The sequence below is a fragment of the Ectobacillus sp. OTK genome (assembly GCF_059698935.1).
In genome coordinates this window covers 644,586-663,591 of record NZ_AP048547.1, presented here as the reverse complement: position 1 = coordinate 663,591, position 19,006 = coordinate 644,586, and the positions used below count along the sequence as shown (strand labels likewise).

17 protein-coding genes and 1 pseudogene are annotated in these 19,006 nt (G+C 41.0%); 8 read left to right on the top strand and 10 right to left on the bottom strand.

What is annotated here, in order from left to right:
- Positions 1-69: 69 nt before the first annotated feature.
- The 7 genes from AC6HZ4_RS03390 to AC6HZ4_RS03360 form a co-directional block, all read right to left on the bottom strand.
- Positions 70-2,991 (bottom strand): family 78 glycoside hydrolase catalytic domain, encoded by a 2,922-nt coding sequence (locus AC6HZ4_RS03390; protein WP_497493651.1) that lies wholly within the window; start codon positions 2,989-2,991, stop codon positions 70-72.
- A gap of 229 nt (positions 2,992-3,220) precedes the next feature.
- Positions 3,221-4,114 (bottom strand): carbohydrate ABC transporter permease, encoded by an 894-nt coding sequence (locus AC6HZ4_RS03385; protein WP_497493650.1) that lies wholly within the window; start codon positions 4,112-4,114, stop codon positions 3,221-3,223.
- Positions 4,111-4,977 carry a carbohydrate ABC transporter permease gene (locus AC6HZ4_RS03380; protein WP_497493649.1) on the bottom strand — a complete coding sequence of 289 codons (867 nt, stop codon included), beginning with the start codon at positions 4,975-4,977 and terminating at the stop codon, positions 4,111-4,113. The genes AC6HZ4_RS03385 and AC6HZ4_RS03380 overlap by 4 nt, the downstream gene beginning before the upstream one ends.
- Before the next feature lie 90 nt (positions 4,978-5,067).
- Complete coding sequence (locus AC6HZ4_RS03375; protein WP_497493648.1) at positions 5,068-6,396, bottom strand: ABC transporter substrate-binding protein; 1,329 nt, start codon at positions 6,394-6,396, stop codon at positions 5,068-5,070.
- A 385-nt stretch (positions 6,397-6,781) separates the two neighbouring features.
- Positions 6,782-8,257, bottom strand: a complete 1,476-nt coding sequence (locus AC6HZ4_RS03370; RefSeq protein ID WP_497493647.1) for a response regulator — start codon at positions 8,255-8,257, stop codon at positions 6,782-6,784.
- Between the two features lie 3 nt (positions 8,258-8,260).
- The gene (locus AC6HZ4_RS03365) at positions 8,261-10,027 is read right to left on the bottom strand and encodes a sensor histidine kinase (RefSeq protein ID WP_497493646.1); all 1,767 of its coding nucleotides are present in this window, start codon (positions 10,025-10,027) and stop codon (positions 8,261-8,263) included.
- Positions 10,028-10,579: 552 nt separating this feature from the next.
- The gene (locus AC6HZ4_RS03360; protein WP_497493645.1) at positions 10,580-10,828 is read right to left on the bottom strand and encodes a hypothetical protein; all 249 of its coding nucleotides are present in this window, start codon (positions 10,826-10,828) and stop codon (positions 10,580-10,582) included.
- A gap of 121 nt (positions 10,829-10,949) precedes the next feature.
- Between AC6HZ4_RS03360 and AC6HZ4_RS03355 the strand changes: the two genes are divergently transcribed.
- Together AC6HZ4_RS03355 and AC6HZ4_RS03350 are read left to right on the top strand one after the other, a co-directional pair.
- Complete coding sequence (locus AC6HZ4_RS03355; RefSeq protein ID WP_497493644.1) at positions 10,950-11,288, top strand: hypothetical protein; 339 nt, start codon at positions 10,950-10,952, stop codon at positions 11,286-11,288.
- Between the two features lie 87 nt (positions 11,289-11,375).
- Complete coding sequence (locus AC6HZ4_RS03350; protein ID WP_497495583.1) at positions 11,376-11,669, top strand: helix-turn-helix domain-containing protein; 294 nt, start codon at positions 11,376-11,378, stop codon at positions 11,667-11,669.
- Between the two features lie 95 nt (positions 11,670-11,764).
- Here AC6HZ4_RS03350 and AC6HZ4_RS03345 read toward each other — a convergent pair.
- A pseudogene (locus AC6HZ4_RS03345) lies at positions 11,765-12,067 on the bottom strand (hypothetical protein); the annotation flags it as partial.
- Between the two features lie 192 nt (positions 12,068-12,259).
- On the opposite strand from AC6HZ4_RS03345, the gene AC6HZ4_RS03340 reads away from it, so the two are divergent.
- Complete coding sequence (locus AC6HZ4_RS03340) at positions 12,260-13,015, top strand: MurR/RpiR family transcriptional regulator (RefSeq protein ID WP_497493643.1); 756 nt, start codon at positions 12,260-12,262, stop codon at positions 13,013-13,015.
- Positions 13,016-13,265: 250 nt separating this feature from the next.
- Here the strand turns inward: AC6HZ4_RS03340 and AC6HZ4_RS03335 are convergent, their stop codons facing one another.
- Positions 13,266-13,736 (bottom strand): hypothetical protein, encoded by a 471-nt coding sequence (locus AC6HZ4_RS03335; RefSeq protein ID WP_497493642.1) that lies wholly within the window; start codon positions 13,734-13,736, stop codon positions 13,266-13,268.
- Between the two features lie 105 nt (positions 13,737-13,841).
- Here AC6HZ4_RS03335 and AC6HZ4_RS03330 point away from each other — a divergent pair, with 105 nt between their 5' ends.
- Positions 13,842-14,039, top strand: a complete 198-nt coding sequence (locus tag AC6HZ4_RS03330) for a YwbE family protein (RefSeq protein ID WP_497493641.1) — start codon at positions 13,842-13,844, stop codon at positions 14,037-14,039.
- A 28-nt stretch (positions 14,040-14,067) separates the two neighbouring features.
- On the opposite strand, the gene AC6HZ4_RS03325 is transcribed toward AC6HZ4_RS03330, so the two are convergent.
- Positions 14,068-14,190, bottom strand: coding sequence for a hypothetical protein (locus AC6HZ4_RS03325; RefSeq protein ID WP_497493640.1), 123 nt, complete (start codon positions 14,188-14,190; stop codon positions 14,068-14,070).
- Between the two features lie 371 nt (positions 14,191-14,561).
- Between AC6HZ4_RS03325 and AC6HZ4_RS03320 the strand changes: the two genes are divergently transcribed.
- From AC6HZ4_RS03320 to AC6HZ4_RS03305, 4 genes are all read left to right on the top strand, one after another.
- Positions 14,562-15,155 carry a DedA family protein gene (locus tag AC6HZ4_RS03320; protein WP_497493639.1) on the top strand — a complete coding sequence of 198 codons (594 nt, stop codon included), beginning with the start codon at positions 14,562-14,564 and terminating at the stop codon, positions 15,153-15,155.
- A gap of 22 nt (positions 15,156-15,177) precedes the next feature.
- A complete protein-coding gene (locus tag AC6HZ4_RS03315) occupies positions 15,178-15,858 on the top strand; it encodes a phosphatase PAP2 family protein (protein ID WP_497493638.1) in 681 nt (226 codons plus the stop codon).
- Positions 15,859-16,140: 282 nt separating this feature from the next.
- A complete protein-coding gene (locus AC6HZ4_RS03310; RefSeq protein WP_497493637.1) occupies positions 16,141-17,754 on the top strand; it encodes a spore germination protein in 1,614 nt (537 codons plus the stop codon).
- Positions 17,755-17,772: 18 nt separating this feature from the next.
- Entirely contained in the window at positions 17,773-18,972 is a 1,200-nt protein-coding gene (locus tag AC6HZ4_RS03305) for a Ger(x)C family spore germination protein (RefSeq protein WP_497493636.1), read from the top strand.
- The last annotated feature ends 34 nt before the right edge of the window (positions 18,973-19,006 follow it).

The window sequence follows — 19,006 nt, the reverse complement described above, 5'->3', positions numbered from 1 at the left end:
CTACTAGGCAAAAAAGCCAGCATTAGCTGACTTTTTTATAAATATTTTCACTAAATGAAAATTGTATTTTTAGTTCCCTACAGTCTCTAATTCCCACTCAATAGCGTTTAGCTCTTTCAGCACTGCATCCAGCTTATCCTTTGTAGAATGTGACATCGGATGTTCGATTAGTTTCTGAAGTGACTTTGTTCGCAATGAAGCGAGAACACCATGAGGATTAGAGATGCCTGGGAAATGTGACTCTAACACCTTTGCTGTCTTCTCTACTGCAAGTAGGTCAATCACTTTTGTATCATGAGAAAAGACTGGGTTGAGTCCCCGCTTGTTTGGATATACAAAGCGGTAGGAACCGGAACCGATGACAAAGCTTATGCCCGCCTCAGTTTCCTTCAGGTCAACTACACCTTCTAGCTCATTTAGTGCTGCATTGCCTTCCTTTACATCCTGCAGGTCTGCATTCGGCAATAGAATTTCCGCCGTTGTATTCGCAGGAATTTCAACTTCAACGGTCACTTCCTCATGTGTGATTTTCCAAGCTGAAGTGATTTTTCCATACATAGAATTATGAGCAGCGCGTACGTGTGTCAATTCTCTGCCGCCAATTCTTGGCTGAATGCGGATTCGTTTATAGGCTGGTACAGTTTCGTTCATATCTAATCCAGCTATCACGCGGTACATCCAATCCCCGATCGCTCCGTACGCATAGTGATTGTATGAGTTCATGTCATCGCTCCAGAATGAACCGTCCGGCTTAATTCCATCCCAATGCTCCCAAATCGTTGTTGCTCCTTTTGTAACGGAGTATAGCCATGATGGATACGTATCTTGGAGTAATAGCTTCACTGCCGTTTCATGATAGCCATTGTTAGATAAAGCAAAGCATAAGTATGGTGTTCCAACAAAGCCTGTTGTTAAGTGATAGTCGTTTTCTAGGACAAGTTCGTTTAAGTCGTGAGCAACACGCTCTCTTCTCTTTCCATCAACCAGGTCAAACATAAGCGTAAGCACATGCGCTGTTTGCGTCGAAACAGCCAAGCGGCCTAATGGTGTTAAAAACTCGTCTGCAAAATACTGCTTAATCTTCTCAAGAAGCTCTCCGTACACCGCAGCGTCTTCAGTCTTACCTAATGCACATGCTGCATCTCGAAGAAGCTGTGTAGAATACGCGTAGTAAGCAGTCGCAACCAGCTCATTTGGAGTAGCACCAAAGTAGCTGTCTTCTTTTGAATCAAGGCCAAGCCAGTCCCCGAAGTGGAAGCCAGTGTTCCATGCATATTCATTATCCCCTTGCGCACGAATGTACTCTACCCATGCCTTCATGCTGCCGTATTGCTCTTCTAGCAATCTCGTATCTCCGTAGCACAAGTACACAGTCCATGGGCAAATCACAGCCGCATCGCCCCATGCTGCAGAAGAATCACCATTCACAACATTCGGAATAACGAAAGGAACTCCTCCATTTGGAAGCTGATCTGCCTCTAAATCGCGCAGCCATTTTGTAAAAAATTGTCCGCCTTGGTAGTTAAATAATGCTGTACGGATAAATACTTGCGCATCGCCTGTCCAGCCAAGACGCTCGTCACGCTGCGGACAATCAGTCGGTACATCCACAAAGTTCCCTCTTTGTCCCCAAACGATATTACGCTGCAATTGGTTTACCATTGGATCGGAGCATTCAAATTCACCGATTGGATCCATATCTGAGTGGATGACTTCACCAATAAAACGATCAAGCGATAAGCCATTTTCTTGACCCGGATATCCCTCTACCTTTACATAGCGGAAGCCCTGGAACGTGAAATGCGGTGCGTATGTTTCTACACCTTCGCCCTTCGTGATGTATTCAACGGTTTGCTTGGCGCTTCGAAGATTTCCAAAATAAATATTGCCTTCCTTGTCAAGCACCTCAGCATGACGCAATACAATGTGCGTACCAGCAGGTGCATCCACTGTCATTCGAATACGGCCGACCATATTTTGCCCCATATCAAGCACTGTATCCCCAGCAGGTGTCACAAACACAGAGATTGGGCGGATCGTTTCCGTTACGCGAGTTGGACTATTCTCTTGCGCCACTAATTTGCCAATCGAGATTTGCGAAACGACAGTGCTGTGCCAATCCGCGTCATTGAATCCCGTGTTGCTCCAGCCTTCCTTCTCGAGTCTAGCATCGTATGTTTCTCCATGATACAGCTCGGAATATAAAATAGGCCCTGTACTTGCCTTCCATGTCGTGTCTGTTACCACAACTTCTTCTGTACCATCTGTATAGCGAACATGCAGCTGAAGCAGCACCGCACGCTTGTCCCCATAAAGATGGCGCTTGTCTTCCCACGTTAGGTCTCCTTTATACCAGCCATCTGCCAGCATAACACCAATCGCATTCGCATTACTGCGAAGCTGAGAAGTCACATCGTATGTTTGATATTGGATACGCTTGCTATAGCTTGTCCAGCCTGGAGCAAGCAATTCATCACCTATGCGATCTCCGTTTACGTACAACTCATATAGGCCGACACCTGTCGCATAAATACGGGCAGAAGCAATATTCTCTTTTAGCTCGAATTGCTTCCGCAGCAAAAAGATCGGCTTTGTTAGCGGATCTAATTCTTCTGGATTCGGCGTAATCCAATCTGCCTTCCACTCGCTCGTCTTAAACAACGCTGTTTCCCACCACGAAACATCGCTCCATTCTGACTCACGGCCAAAATTGTCCCATACCTTTACCCGATAATAATAGCGCGTCTTTGATGCGAGCTCAGGACCATTATACACAATATGGATGGATTGATCAGACTTTGTATAATCCGTATCCCAGAGAGGACTCTCAAAACCATCTTCTGCTAAAGCAACCTGATATCGATAGGCGATCTGCATCGTTCCGCGAACATCTGACTGAATACGCCAGCTTACACGCGGCTGTTTCACATCAATCCCAAGCGGATTCGTTTGATACTCACATGTTACATCTGTTACTTGCAAATTAGCCATTTGTATTTCTCCCCTTTTTAGAAATCGTTTGAGATTGTAATTCATGCCCATCATGCCCTGTGTTAATCCATGAAATATTTATCTGATGAAGCAAGCAAGTAATATAAACAAAAACCTCTTTTCTTCATCAGTTATTTCAACCAATTTATATTTGTCTCGCCTCTTAAACAAAGGAGGACTAGCGGAACCTGTGAGTTATGAAGCACTCACAGTCCCAGTCTCACCTCTATTACTTAACAGAACCAGCAGTCATACCTGCCACGATCTTCTTGTTGAAGAAAATAAATAGGATCAGCGGCGGAAGCGAGATTAATACGATATTTGTGAATAACAGGTTCCACTGCGTATTGTACATGCTTGAGAAGTTATACAACGTAAGCTGAATGGTTGCGTTTTTCGCACCTGGAAAGAAATATAACGGATGCACAAAATCGTTGTAAATTCCTACCGCAGTCAATACGATGACTGTTGCGGAAACTGGTTTTAATAACGGTAAGATAATTGAGAAAAACAAGCGGAATCTGCTGCAGCCGTCAATCAATGCCGCTTCATCAATTTCACGCGGAATCGTTGCCATAAAGCCTTTGTAAAGCAGGACTGTAAACGGTAAATTCAGTGCCACCAGTACAAGTATGATTCCCGGCATGGTTTTAAATAAGCCGATTCCGTCTAATACCCAAATGGTCGGGACAATTGCCGGCGGGATAATCAGCCCTGCAAGAATCAAAAAGTCAAAAAACCGTGTTGCTTTGCTTACCTTACGCTGCAGTACATACCCTGCCATGGCACCAAGGATAATTAATAGGATGATAGAAAATCCGGTAATTAGAGTACTATTAAAGAAAGCTAGAATCACCATGCCATCTTGCGCTTCTAATACAGCCTTCATATTCTCTACTAGCTGGAAGGAGCTTGGCCATGCCATATTGAGAAGCGCAGACTCCTGTGTATTTTTCGCAGCATTAATGAGAATAAAGTAAAACGGAATCCCGAATACGACTAAAGTTAATAACACAGCTATGCACTCCACTAGGAATTTTCGAACCCCTTTACCCGTCAATCCCTTTCGTTTTTCAGGAACAACGGAGGGTGTTACGTTTTGGTTCACTACCTTGCTTATCATAAGTCCACCTCTTTTTTGTTCAAATAAGCATACAGCGGGAATGCCAATGCAGAAACAAGTAGGAATAAAATTACGTTTCCGGCTGTGGAAAGACCGTAAAAGCCTGCTTGGTACTGCTTGTAGATAATAGAAGCGATTAAGTCTGTGCTAAAGCCCGGTCCGCCCTTTGTCATTGCCCAGATCAAATCGAAGGAACGAAGACCGCCGATAAATGCTAGAATGATAACGGAGTTCATCGCAGGACGGCTGAGTGGCAGGATGATGTTCCAAAACTTATGCCATGCATTTCCTCCATCAATCATAAGTGCTTCATAGTAATCCTCTGGAATAGACATAATCCCCGCAATAAAAATTACGGTTGCCATCCCCACCCCCTTCCACACATCAACCAATGCGACGGAAAGAAGCGCAATTTTACTGTCGCCTAACCAGTCGGGACCTACAATCCCTACTGTTTGTAATGCGATGTTAATCAGTCCTTGCGTTGGGTGCATCATCATCGCAAATGCCATCCCGATTGCAATTGTACTTAAAAGTGTTGGGAAAAAGACCATAGAACGGATAAAGCCCACTGTTTTGAGCTTTGAGCTAAGGAATACACCAAGGAGTAAGCCAAGAATGACCTTAAGGCCACATGTCACAACGGCGTAGATAATCGTATTTTTAAATCCGATATTCAGAGAAGGTTCTGTCAGAAATGTTTTAAAGTTTTCTAATCCGATAAATTTCCAATCTGTAAGTGACCACCATGTCATACTGAAAAATAAGGACATAACGGTAGGCAGTAAGAAAAATACGAAATAAATAATGCCAGCTGGAATGAGAAACATATACGTATATGTCCGATTTGTAAGATTGCTCATTTCGCTGAATCTCCTCTCTATAACTTAAGTCAAAAAGCAGCCCTGTCGAACACAGACAGGGCCTCGCTTTTTAAATGTGACCTCAGCAGATTACCAGCCCTTTAAGCCAAGCTGCTTCGCTTGCTTTTCTACGTCTTTATCGTAGGATGCTGCTCCTTCCTTCGCCGATTTCATACCGCCGCCTACCTCAGAAGTGATTTGCGGCAAGTTCGGTCCTTTTAACGGGCTTAAGAACTCAAGAGCCGGCGCTGTTTTGCCTTCGTTAAAGTACGGAAGCATGTCTTTTACTGCAGGATACACATTCTCCGGAAGCTTTACATCCTTAATTGCAGCTGGACCGTTTGGAGCTGACTTAGACATAAACAGCTCTACAGCTTCTGGAGTAACGAAGAACTCTGCCCATTTCTTTGCTTCATCTACATGCTCGCTCGCTTTGTTAATATAAATGGCGCCCGGCGCCCATGCAGTAATACCATTTTTATCAGCGCTGTCACCAGGCTGCGGGAAGAATCCGATATCATCAACTTGATCTGGATATAATGTTGCAATATTTGCTAGTGCAAAGGAAATCATTGGGTATTGTACACCCGTACCATCCACTAGCATTTTCAATCCCGCTTCATAGCCTGTTGCATTAAAGTCTTTATTCATGTAACCCTTTTTGTAGATTTCCTCTAGCTTTTCAAAGCTTCTGAGAGCCGCTGGTGTTGTCGCCATTTTCGCCTTATTTGCTGTGAAATCTTCTGGGAATGTTGGGCTTTCTGCTAGAACATTATAGTTGTCTGCAAGCAGGATAACCTGGGATGTCCAAGTATCCTTGTATGTGCCGATAACCGCTGTTTTACCAGCTGCTTTAATTTTCTCATTGTTTGCCATGAGCTCATCCCATGTTTTTGGAACAGAAAGACCGAGCTCTTGATATACCTTCTTATTGTATAACCAACCGCCTGCGCTAAAGCCGCCAACTGGAACACCATATACCTTTTTGTTTACTGTTACTGATGTCTTAAATGTATCTAGGAGTGTATCTATATAAGGCTCGTTTGTGAGATCTACAAAATTCTTCTCTGGGTTCAATGCTTGCAGAAGTGAACCTGAGTTATAAGCAACTAAGTCTGTCATATCACCAGTAGAAAGACGTGTTTTAACTAGATTATCCCCCTCTGAGCCGCCTGGACGAGTTTCAATTTCAGTCTTAATGTTGTATTTCTTCTCAAATTCCGCTGCAACAGCTTTAAATCCCTCCATCGTCGCAGGACTTTGGTTATCCATTAATAATGTAAGAGTCGTCCCTTTGGAATCTCCGCTTCCTGAAGCGCTTTCACTTTTGCTGCTACTGCTGCCGCATCCAGCTAAAATCCCTGCAAAAAGAGCTGTCGTAGATAGTACCGCCAAGATTTTCTTTTTTGTCTTCATCATGTTATGCTTCCCTCTCTCTCGAGTAATAACATTTTTGAAACCTTTTTCTTATAGCTCTACAGAAATTGTATTTACATAAAAGGTATTACTAAATAATTGCGTAATATACAGTTTAATAATCTGACTCTTAATCTCTCGGGCCCTTGATTTAACTTAATTGTAAGTGCTTTCAACATTTTTTGTAAGTGCTCTTTTTTTGGTTTTACGTCTGTTTTTTTTGGGACTTAACAAAAAAACAGTACATTATAGATGTTTTTTCTTTTATTTCCCTTTCTTTATCTTTTTATTTTTTGAAAATGCGGTTAATATTCACCATAAGTCGTATAAACATATGTAAAAAACCCCTTCTTTCACTGCATGTGAAAAAAGGGGTAGTTGTGAATCACTAAAAGGATTCCTTATATTGTCCCGGCTTCATCCCGACATGTTTCTTGAATAGTTCTGAGAAATGCCGATAGCTATGATAACCCACTTTCTCGCTGACATCAGCTATCTTATGCCCTTCCCGAAGCAGCTCCTTCGCACGCTCCATGCGCAGCTGCGTTAAATATTTAATATAGGACTGGCCCATTTCCTCTTTAAACAGCAAGCTGAAGTAGGTCGCATTCATTCCGACCTGCTCAGAAACCTCCTGAAGCGTTAAATCCTCGTTATAATGCTGCTTCATATACTCACAAGCTTGTTCCACAGCTTCATGCTTTGTATTTTGACGCACATCAAGCGTCCAATCCATCATCATCTCCATTTGAGTGCGCAGCCATTCAAGCATTTCCTCTTTTGTACGTATGCTGCGTATCTCTAGATGAGGCAAATAGTCTGCCTGACGGATTTTATATACATCTTCTCCCGTTTCCTTTGCGACTTCCATCCCCAGGTACACGAGCTTTAATATTTCACGTTCCATCACATCCGGGTTCAATCTTTCTGATTCCAGCTTCTCTATAAAGGAATCTAGCTGCTGAAGCAAACCAGCTTTGTCTCCTGTACGCATGTAAAAAATAACTGCCTCTTCTTGCTCCGATAGGCTTGCTGGAATTTTTGGATTTTCTCCGATATCTTCAAAACGAGTCCAGCCTTTCTCTTCCATAAACTGTCCGTATCTTAGTGCCTGCAGCGCCTCTTTATAGCTTTTCCCGGCATCCGTAATTTGCTCGTACGTTCGGCCAACACCGGCAGGCTCTGTCCAATATAAGAGCTGATTCCATACATCCGTTGTATCTTCCTGAAAATGGAATACAACAATCAGATTTTCTAGTCCATTCCGAACACGAATCGCATGATATGAATTGTTACCTTCTAAGGCAAGGTCATCTCTGGAGAGCGCAATAACCGTTACACCTGTCACCTTGTCTGCCTCTCCTCCAAAGCAATCCCGCCACTTCGCTTCTGCCTCCGTGCCGCGGAGAAGCAAATCTAACGTCGCCTTCTCGAGCAGCTCCTGCCTGCTATCCTCCCATTTTAGCTGTAATGTAGAAACTGCCCTCTCTCTCTCTATTCTTTCAATGGTTTTCGTAATCGCATCCTCAATCATCGGGATCGTAATGGGCTTTTCCAAATAATCAGCCACGCCTAATTTAAGCGCACGCTTCACATATTCAAATTCATTAAAGCCGCTAAATACGATGCACATTGTTTCGGGTGCCGTCATTAAAATCTTTTCAATTACCCCTAGTCCATCCATACCGGGCATACGAATATCTGTAAACACAATATCGGGACGCTGCTCTTCAAATAATCTCCATGCCGCATTCCCGTCTGTTGCTGTACCTACTAGCTCAATTCCGTATTTCGACCAATCTATCATTGCCTGCAGTCCCTGCAATACAATATACTCGTCGTCAAAGATTACTGCCTTTAACACATTCTATTCCCCCTTCGCATCTTCCCGGAAGCGAATTTCAATGCTCGTTCCCTCATGTGCTACGCTTGAAATGGTTAGTGAACTATCGTTTCCATAGCATAGCTGCAGCCGTTCGCGAACATTGCGTAAGCCGTACCCCTGCTCGGTTGCATCCATATCCTCAATCCCAACACCGTCATCCTTAACGGTAAAAACAATCCAACCATCCAGGGTTCTGCCTGTTACATGAATACTTCCCTCTCCGACCTTTGGCTCCAGACCGTGATAAATCGCATTCTCCACGAGCGGCTGAAGCAGCAGCTTGAGCATTTCCCTATTCATTAAGGCAGGATCAACATCCTCAATATATTGAAATCGATTATGATAGCGCATATTTTGAATGGTCATATAATGTTGAATATGCTCCAATTCCTGCGATACCAAAATCATATCCTTGCCATTATTGAGGCTTAATTTAAAGCTTTGCGACAGTGCGACTGCCATTTTGGCAAGATCATGATTATTTTGTAAAATAGCCATCCAATACATCGAATCTAACGTATTGTATAGGAAATGCGGCTTAATCTGCGCCTGCAGTGCCCTGAGTTCTGCCTCTCTCTCTTTTAACTGAGCACGTATGAGCCGCTCATTCAGTTCTTTATTTTCAACCGTAATTCGCTCAAATGTCCGTCCAATTACGCCAATGTCATCCGTATGGGGCTCCTCATGCGAATTCCATAAGCTCTTTGTCCAATCAATTGCCATATTTCTAAGCTGCAATAAAGGACGAGCCATTGTTCCGGATACCATAAATGAGAGAAATAAAGAAATTAAAGCAATAAAGATGGAAATAAACGCCGTTACAATTCCAATCTGGTTCGACTGCTTGAGCAGCTCCTTTTCCTTCGTAACATGCGCGAATATCCAACCCGTCGTCTGATTTGTATCACTGCTCACAAGATATCCCTTCTTCTGCAGCTTCGCAAAGGTTTCGGAAACATCCTTCCCCAGACTCGTATTTACTTGAAAAGAAGAAGGGGAATTATAAATGGCATTTACCTTATCACCAGAGGAATCCAGTACAACGAATGAAGCGTTTTCACTCTCATTAAATACCCTTGAAAACATAGATTTTTTAATATTTACAACTAACAAGCCGGTGATCTGTGGATCAAATACTTGTTCTGGGTCCTTTAATAGCTTCACCGAGGAAAATGTGCTGCCGGACTCACTTCCTGTTAGGACATTGTAGCCAAAAAATATCGCTTTTCCATTCGCCCTCGCACTTTTTTGATACCAATCATGATGAGAAATCTCCCCATGTATGCCTCCGGTTCCATATATCCCTGTACTGTTCGAGCTTCCATAGCATACAGAATGGTTTTGAACGTCAAATAAGCAAATCGAATCGATGTCCTGTGTATCAATGAGATATCTTGCAATTAAGTCCTGCATACGCTTTGTTGTACTTTCGCCAAGAACATTTTGTTCATCTCCCTGAATCTTCGCACTCTCCTTCAATTCCTGCTGAACATCTTTGCTCCAGGAAATAAGACGCTCCATGTTAATTACATTGCGAAATAGTAAGTCTGCAACCTCACTCGATGTTTGAAGATGCTTTTGCGTCGTCTCCATTTGGTTTTGCCGCAAGGCATCCTTGGCGATGTTATAGGAAAGGAATCCAAGCAAGAACAAAGGAGGGATAGACAAGCCAATCATGAAAATAAAATATTTATATCGAATTTTTTCATTTTTAAATCGTAACAGCCGCTTTTGAAATAATTGTTTCATCGTACAACCTGCCTTTTACAAGAGGTTAATCATTGTAAGTGATAACCAATATTTTCTTAGTATACTCGTTTACATCCCTACTATCATACACTTCTATTCAAATGCAAAGAAGCCATGAGCATATACTCCCTTTATACTCGCGGCTTTTTTGTATGTTAAGAAAGTATAAATTTCCAACTGGAAGCGAATTCGACACAGCAGGAAATTTTAGGAAATAAATTATAAGTGCAACTATGCTTCTGTCTTCGCCTAAAGGCTTGCCAATTGGCGAGTCTTCTTGATAAATCATTCTTTCATCTCTTCATAGGACTTACCATAATCGATTTAAATATTTAGTCCAACTCAATTGTAAGTGTTTTCAAACCTTTTGATAAGTATCTCTTTTTTAGGTTTATGTCTGTTTTTTTTGTTATTTTCTTTTTCATTCATCTAAAAGTTTCATAATAAGCCCGGATTGAGGAATTGCTGACGCACAACAAGCCGACTGCTATGCGCGTTCGGCTTGTTGTGAAACATTTGTCTACAGTTCTATTTTTTAATATCCAATAGTAATTAATTTCTCACATAACTTTTCGTTTGTTCTTCATTCAACTGACGAATCATATCGGCCATCGCTTCCTCTGTAAACGTACCCCCGCTGAAATTCGCAAGCGCACGAAGCGGTAAGTACTTCATCATCGCTTCAAACATTTCCGATGCATGGTCATCTTCAGGGCCTAGTGCGCTCATAAGCGGATTATGCTCGTTTGTTTTTGCCAGCAATTCTTTGGCTAATGGAGCAAGAAGCGGGTCAGCTAGCAAATCACCAACAAGCGTATTTCTGTGGATTGGCTTGCTCCTCTACTACATGATTTACAAGGAACAATTGGATATTCCAACGATCCTTCAACACAATAAAACCTTGGACAGGCCGCAGATTGAAATGGAAAATCCTGATTTAGCTATTGCAGAGAGACGGCAAAATACATCCTTTCATCATGATCCTATATATGGAAAAAGAAGTATGCAATTTGTGAAGGAGGGACGTAAAGATGAAGTAATCAAACATTGGAAAGCTGCTGCCGAAAAGGGCGGCTTCGGAACTCTTTCTAAGAAAAGCCAATTACGAAATCAAAAAAACTTAGCAATCACAAGCATTACTCTAATTACAAGATCTGCGATGGAAGGCGGGCTTCACCATGAAGCTGCTTATACGTTAAGTGACTTTTATATCCAAAATATTGAGGAGCTAACAAACAGTAAGGACGTAAATCATTTATGAGAAGATGCCCTATATGATTTTACAGAGCGAGTACAAAACGTTCAAAAACAAAAATACTCAAAGCCGGTCCATCTTTGTCAAAGCTATATTTTTACACATCTCTATGAAGAAATTACCCTTGCTGATTTAGCTAATGTGACAGGCATGAATGCAAGATATATGTCCGGTCTTTTTAAAAAAGAAGTTGGTATTTCTATCAGTGAGTATATCCAGCATGAACGGATTGAAGAAGCAAAGAACCTAATGACTCTTACTAATCATTCTTTGTCGGAAATTTATACAATGCTTAACTTTCATGACCAAAGTCATTTTACGAAGGTTTTTAAGAAGTTTACCGGTGTGACGCCGAAGCAGTTTAAAGACAAACCAATAAAGATCTAAGACTTATCCTCTGCAATAAAATTTTTTATGAAATTAGAAAGTCTGTGGAGAATGCTATTTCCTCCACAGACCACTTCATTTCACCTCTAAAAAGCAAGTCCTCCCTGCAAATACATCGGCAGGAGCAGCATAGAAGACAAAATAACCATCATGCAGATAAATACCATCAATAATCCCATTGTAAACATAGGATACTTAAATACTCTTAAATTAATCATCGGCCGCTCCATAGATAGTTGACGGATAGTAAAAAGAAGCAGAGAGACTAGACCTAGAGTTAAAGAAACAATGACAGTGGGACTCGTCCTACCGCCTTCTCCTTCTCCGGCATTGCTAAAACCAAAGACAATGCCGCCAAAGCCGATTGTTGACAGTATAATAGATAAAGGATCAATTTTGAAAGTAAAAATAAATTATGTTACAGCCATTTAGGAACCTATGTCTCGCTCTGTAATTTGTTACATAAAAAAAACACATTGTTTCTTAACTTTAAGCTATATAGTACAATGTGAAAATGGGCTGCGTATGTTACTGAACCATTATAAGTAAAATCACCCTTTATACTCTGACTTATTATAGGAGGATTTTTGATGTTCCCAAGTGAAGTTCTTGCAACATTTAATGAATTAGAATACTCGTTGTACAATTACATTATTACCAATGGGGACAAGGTTATCTATATGCGTATCCGTGATTTAGCTGACCAAACCCATGTTTCGACATCTACTATTTTACGATTTTGCCGAAAGCTAAACTGTGATGGTTTCTCAGAGTTTAAAGTGAAATTAAAGCTCTATCTCGAAAAGGATAAAGATAGCGCTATTCACTTAAAAAGCATGCAGCATTTCCTATCAGAATTTATTGAACGTACTTTAAAAGGAAATCTTGAATTACATATACACGAAGCCGCAAAATTAATTAAAGCAGCAGAGAACGTATTGTTTGTAGGAATCGGAAATTCTGGAATATTAGCGCAGTATGGAGCAAGATACTTCTCTAGCTTAGGGAAGTTTTCCCTTTACATTAATGATCCTTATTTTCCTATCCATTCCCACTACTTGCACAATAGTATTACAGTTGCCCTTTCTGTTTCAGGAGAAACCGAACATACCATTCATCAGGTTAGCAAGTTAAAAGAAGAAGGAAATAAAATTATTAGTATTACAAATAACAAAAACTGTACGCTTGCTAAGATTTCGGATATTAATATTTCTTATTATGTAACGGAAGAGCGAACTCATCTGTCAAATGTAAATGTACCAGTCAATATCACTACCCAGCTTCCTGTGATTTATATCCTGGAGTTTATGGCACGGGAAGTATATAAGCTTTGTGAAAGTAAATAATGGATGAAATCATTAACAGCAAGATAAAAATAAACATGAAACGATTTCGCAAAGGAAAATATGTAACTCCCTCCCCCAATATTGATTTATTCTATTATAAGAAGCCTCGCGTATGTGATACGCAAGGCTTTTCTTACTCTTTAAAAGAGTATAAATTTCCAGCTAGAAACTGGTTCAACGCAGTGGGAAATCTTAAGAATAATTGCTGCTATTGTTCGGTTTCTTTGGCAATGACAATCATGGTTAAGGCTTATCCCCGCTTAAACCCTTCTTCCTCCAAATACTGCTTCGCTTCATTATAAGAAGGAAACGTTCCGTCAAGGTTTAAACCCGCATATACATTCCACATCTCATCCTCATGGACTAAAATAAGAGATGCATTGTCCTCATTTACCCAGCGTTCCTCCTCTGAGTCCCCAACAATCGCTGCTTCAGCGGCTGAGCGAGGTGCAAGAGACTGAATTGATTTTTCAATCACTGTGCGTAGCTCCTCCTCTGAGAAATCTCGAATATTAACCATACCTTTGTCATCTGTATCATAGCCGCTTACATGCTCTGCATATACAAAACCATTTCCATTTGGATGCAGATGATACACAACGTTTTTCTTATCGCTTGCACTTTCTTCATAATGAAAATTAACGCGTTTCATGGATACATCCTTGCGCTTAAGCTCCGGAAATGATTCAATAATAGCTAGTTTTTGTTCGAAAGTTAACATGTTACCTCCAAGTAGCTGTGCATTATAGTTCAAATTATTATACCATTAGTAAGAGATAACACCAAAAGCAGAGAAAGAGCTTAAGAAGAAAAGAGGAAATACTTGATGAATGATGGACGATATAGAAAAAATATTCAGGCTGGTCTGGAGGTTGATATTGTACTGAAAAAGGATCAGCGTACAGGCAATACGACCCGTGGAATTGTGAAAGATCTGCTTACAAATTCCCAATTTCATCCTCACGGAATAAAAGTTCGTCTTACAAATGGACAGGTCGGCCGGGTGCAAGCAATCATTGACTAAAAAATAAATAAAAGCCCTGTGTACAAGTTCATTTTGCACACAGGGCTTTTATTTGTTGTTTGTCCATCTTTAAACCCGTATTGTCAAACACAGCTGCTTCTTGTGCAATACCTGCTGTACTCAAAATTCCCCATCGCATATTCTGTTTCATTATAATGTCTCCCCTATGATTAAAGTTTATATAAATCAGAGCTTTCCTATCACTTCAAAGCCTATTCCGCTCCAATTGTTGGCTATGCTCAGCCGGCCAACAGCATCCTTCAAATGAAGTGTACCAACACAATCATGTGATTCGACAAACAATGGACAAATGCCTTCAGAAAGACCTAATTTCTAACAAACTTCTATACTTTCTTCCTTTGCTGTTATATCCTGAAGTAAACTTAGTCTCGATCCACTTTACTTCTAATCCCAATGCCAAATACAACATGGCACGTATATATCCTTTTCGAAAAATGAATACTGAGAAAAGCGTCATCTCCAACCGACTCTTTTATTCCAATAGCATAGGAGTGTGAATGGATGGAGCACCAATTAACCTATCTTCTTATACATTTTGGGTATTTCGGTATTATACTAGCTTTAATGGGAGGCATTATTGGACTTCCTCTGCCAGATGAAATTCTTCTTACTTTTATTGGATATTGTGTATTTCAAGGAAAAATATCTTATATCCCTTCTTTATTGAGTGCCGTTTTAGGGACAAGCGGGGGCATTTCGCTTAGCTACCTACTAGGAATCAAATTAGGTTTGCCATTTTTAACGAAGTTCGGACCAAAGCTCCATGTTACAGAGTCTCGAATTGAGAAAACAAGAAAATTATTTACAAAGCTAGGTCCCTATCTGCTTTTTATCGGATACTTCATTCCCGGAGTTCGTCATATTACTGCCTATCTTGCAGGAATTAATGGATACTCATTTAAGAAGTTTGCACGATATGCATACCCTGGAGCATTACTATGGTCTTTTACCTTTATTACATTAGGAAGAACATTGGGAGAAAATTGGAAAATCCTTGTCATTTATATCTCTAAATATCGTATGTACCTTTTGTTATCGGCGGTTATTAGTGTAGGTGTCATTTATACGTATTGGAAAAAAAGAAAAACATTGTAATAACTATAAGGTGGTTAGCTATATGAACTTAAAACTTCAACTCACGACTGCTTTTATTATCAGCCTATTATCCCTTATCGGTTTCGGTCTTATGGCTATTCTAATTAGCAGACAAAGCATTATTTCATTCGACAGTGCCGTCATATCCTTTATTCAAGGACTTGAATCTCCAATTCTGACAGCTATTATGAAGTTCTTCACCGTTATTGGCTCGACAAGTTCTGTTGCGGTGCTTGCTGTGATTGCCTTGTTTTTTCTCTATATCGTGTTAAAGCATCGATCAGAGCTGATTCTATTGAGTACTGCCGTTTTAGGAAGCAACCTCCTCTTTATTACATTAAAGCTGTTCTTCCACCGAGCCCGCCCGGATTTACATCGGCTCATTGAGGTAAGCGGCTACAGCTTTCCAAGCGGTCATGCAACAAATGCGTGTACATTGTACGGGATTCTCTCATTCCTGCTATGGCGGCATATTCCTACCCGATGGGGACGCACCATCTTGGTTATCATAAGTATCATAATGATTCTCGCAATTGGAATAAGCCGCATTTATCTGGGTGTACATTATCCCAGCGATATCATTGGGGGATATTTTATTAGTGTATTTTGGTTAACTGTGCTCATTTGGTTTTATCAGCAATATAAGGAAAAACAGTATGTCTGGCAACAAGCTCGTATAAGCAGGAATAAAACAAACATATAAGGGATCATATACAGAAAAGACCCTGCATATAGACACCCCCATTCCTTCTAGAGGAAGTTCTCTAGAAGGAATGTTTGTACAATATCTTACTATTTTATCCCCCCTCTCAGAAGCGCTTCTCATCGTAACGCTGTTCCCTGCAAATTGGAGCATTTTCATATCACTCCCCCTCCAAAAGCATAGACTTATTCATTTGCACAATTATGCATAATTGGTATTTATTTCAACAAAAATAACATAAGAATCAAATGAAATCATTTGGAGGAGAGAAGCGCGGTCGATATGATTAAAAACATTACGAAATTCATTATATCTCTTTATCACAACAGCAGCTCCTATAACAAAGAACGTTCGATTCAAGATGAACAAGACTCATTAAAAAATAAGGTGCTTACCGGAAACTTAGAGCACGACTTACAGGAATTAAAAACGATTTTTACTCGTTCCTCCGATATAGTGTATCGCGAGTTTCAAGCAGGCGGACAAAACGGAACTCTTATTTTTTTAGATGGGCTTGTCAGTACGGAATTAATGGATGCAGATGTATTAAAGCCGTTATTTAACTATGGAAAAGACCTGGCGCATCCTCCTGAACCCTCTCTCATCAAACAGCTGCTTCTGGAACAAGTCATTACAGCGGCTCAAATCAGTGAGGGACAAAAGATTCAGGACGTGGTTGATCATGTTTTGTCAGGTGATACGGTAGTGCTCATCGACAGAATGCAGCAAGCGCTATTCATTAGCTTGCAACAATGGGATAAACGCAGCGTAGAGGAATCATCAACAGAGCCCGTAGTGCGAGGGCCGCGGGAAGGGTTTACAGAAAACTTGCGAACAAATACTACTTTAATACGGAGAAGACTAAAAACTCCTAAACTAAAGATGGAATCACTAACCGTTGGACGATTATCAAAAACGAATATTGTCATTACGTATCTCGAAGACATTGCAGATGACTCGTTAGTAACAGAAGTTCGCGAAAGAATTAATCGAATTGATATCGATGCTGTATTAGAAAGCGGATATATTGAAGAATTAATCATGGACAATCCTTTTTCTATTTTTCCTCAAATTGCATATACGGAACGGCCTGATAAAGTAGTGGGCAACCTACTGGAAGGACAGGTTGGTATTTTAGTTGATACCACACCTTTTTGTCTGATTGCTCCGCAAACATTTTTTCAATTTCTTCAAGGTACTGAAGATTATTACCTGCGTTATCCTATAGCCTCGTTTATTCGTTGCATTCGGTATCTGTTTTTACTTATTTCCTTGCTTTTACCATCCCTTTATATTGCGATTACAACGTTCCATCAAGAGATGCTGCCGACAAGCTTGCTGCTTAGCGTAGCTGCATCACGTGAAACCGTTCCGTTTCCAGCATTTGTAGAGGCATTGATCATGGAAATCTCATTTGAAGGATTACGGGAGGCAGGCGTTCGTATGCCGCGGCCAGTCGGACAGGCTGTTAGTATTGTAGGTGCTCTGGTCATCGGTCAAGCCGCCGTACAGGCTGGAATTGTTTCGAATCCAATGGTTATGATTGTAGCACTAACTGGTATCGCATCGTTTATCAATCCAAGCTATAACCTTGGGAACTCTATCCGCATCCTTCGGTTTCCTATGATGCTGCTGGCGGGGGTCATGGGATTGTACGGAGTATTATTAGGCGCAATCGCTCTGCAAATTCATATTTGCCGTCTGCGCTCCTTTGGGGTGCCGTATTTTTCACCTGTAGCCCCTATAGATGCCGATAGCACCCTAAGAGATGTCATCATCCGAGCCCCAAGATGGGCCATGGTGAAACGACCAGGGCTGGGAGTAAATAACAAGACTACGCGTATGAAGGACACACTGCGCCCTGGACCTCATCAAAATAGTAAACGTTCAAACTAAATGAGATGAGGATAGCAGATGAAAAGAATACTGACATTACTCATAGTGGTAGTACCTTTACTAGCTGGTTGTTGGAGCCGACATGAAGTCAATGATGTAGCGATTGTGCTCGGGGTAGCTTTAGATAAGGCAAAGGATAGAAAACTCCGGCTTGCGCTGCAAATTGCAGTTCCCAAAGCATCTGGAGGAGCTAACGCATCCAATCAAGGTTCCGATGCCACAAAATCAACCCTGATAGTTTCTGCAGAAGGAGCAACTATCATGGAAGCATATCGAACCCTTCAAGAAAAAGTCCCTCGAGAAATTTTTTTCGCTCATGGCCGTGTAATTATTGTGGGGGAGAAATTAGCCAAGGACGGTGTTTCTTCTATTCTTGATTTCTTTTCAAGACATCGGCAGGCTCACCTACGTAATTATCTTTTATTTACGAAAGGGGAAGCGATTGATATCTTACAGGCAGATCCCCAGTTTGAATCGGCTTTGGCAGAAGAAATTAGAGAAAAGGAAAAAGCGGGAGTTGGAGTGAGGACCCGAGTGCGAGAATTCTGGGGAAGAATGCTGTCAGAAGGAGAAGAACCCGTTGCGGCCCAAGTGTCAAACTTGCCCTTAGCAGCAAGCCGAAATAAAAGAAAAGGATCTGAAGCATCCAAAAGAGTCCCTGCTATTATTGGAGCGGCAATATTTCAAGAAGACCGATTAATTGGTTGGTTGAATGATAAAGAAGCCCGCGGAATTTTGTGGATTCGGGATGAATTGGAATCTGGGGGAGTTTTAGCAGTATCGATACCAAAAGAAAAAGGCGGTGGAAGGATAGGGGCTCAAATATGGAACGTATCCACCAAAACTAAACCAATATTCCGTAATGGTAAGCTTAAAATCAAGATAGAAACTTATGGAGAAGTAGAGCTCTTTGAGAATGCTTCAAGATTAGATTTAAGTAATCCAGCAGTAATCAATACTCTGCAATCAATGCTTGAGAAGGATGTGAAGGCAAGAATCCAGCTCACACTTGGTAAGGTGCAAAAGGAATTGAAATCAGACATATTTGGATTTGGACAAGCTGTTTATCGGGCGAATCCGAAGAAATGGGAGACGTATTATAAAAAAAAGTGGCTTAAAATCTTCCCAAATATAGAAATAGAAATTGTGCCTCACATAACAGTAAAGGGCACTGGATTCACTACAAAATCAACGGTACTGCCAGATACTAAAAGATGAGCAACATTTTTAGCATTCTTCACCACTAGTATCA

Coding starts and splice junctions, on each gene's coding strand:
- AC6HZ4_RS03390 (WP_497493651.1), bottom strand. CDS start 2,991: ATGGCTAATTTGCAAGTAACAGATGTAACATGTGAGTATCAAACGAAT.
- AC6HZ4_RS03385 (WP_497493650.1), bottom strand. CDS start 4,114: ATGATAAGCAAGGTAGTGAACCAAAACGTAACACCCTCCGTTGTTCCT.
- AC6HZ4_RS03380 (WP_497493649.1), bottom strand. CDS start 4,977: ATGAGCAATCTTACAAATCGGACATATACGTATATGTTTCTCATTCCA.
- AC6HZ4_RS03375 (WP_497493648.1), bottom strand. CDS start 6,396: ATGATGAAGACAAAAAAGAAAATCTTGGCGGTACTATCTACGACAGCT.
- AC6HZ4_RS03365 (WP_497493646.1), bottom strand. CDS start 10,027: ATGAAACAATTATTTCAAAAGCGGCTGTTACGATTTAAAAATGAAAAA.
- AC6HZ4_RS03355 (WP_497493644.1), top strand. CDS start 10,950: ATGGAAAATCCTGATTTAGCTATTGCAGAGAGACGGCAAAATACATCC.
- AC6HZ4_RS03340 (WP_497493643.1), top strand. CDS start 12,260: ATGTTCCCAAGTGAAGTTCTTGCAACATTTAATGAATTAGAATACTCG.
- AC6HZ4_RS03335 (WP_497493642.1), bottom strand. CDS start 13,736: ATGTTAACTTTCGAACAAAAACTAGCTATTATTGAATCATTTCCGGAG.
- AC6HZ4_RS03330 (WP_497493641.1), top strand. CDS start 13,842: ATGAATGATGGACGATATAGAAAAAATATTCAGGCTGGTCTGGAGGTT.
- AC6HZ4_RS03325 (WP_497493640.1), bottom strand. CDS start 14,190: ATGAAACAGAATATGCGATGGGGAATTTTGAGTACAGCAGGTATTGCA.
- AC6HZ4_RS03320 (WP_497493639.1), top strand. CDS start 14,562: ATGGAGCACCAATTAACCTATCTTCTTATACATTTTGGGTATTTCGGT.
- AC6HZ4_RS03315 (WP_497493638.1), top strand. CDS start 15,178: ATGAACTTAAAACTTCAACTCACGACTGCTTTTATTATCAGCCTATTA.
- AC6HZ4_RS03310 (WP_497493637.1), top strand. CDS start 16,141: ATGATTAAAAACATTACGAAATTCATTATATCTCTTTATCACAACAGC.
- AC6HZ4_RS03305 (WP_497493636.1), top strand. CDS start 17,773: ATGAAAAGAATACTGACATTACTCATAGTGGTAGTACCTTTACTAGCT.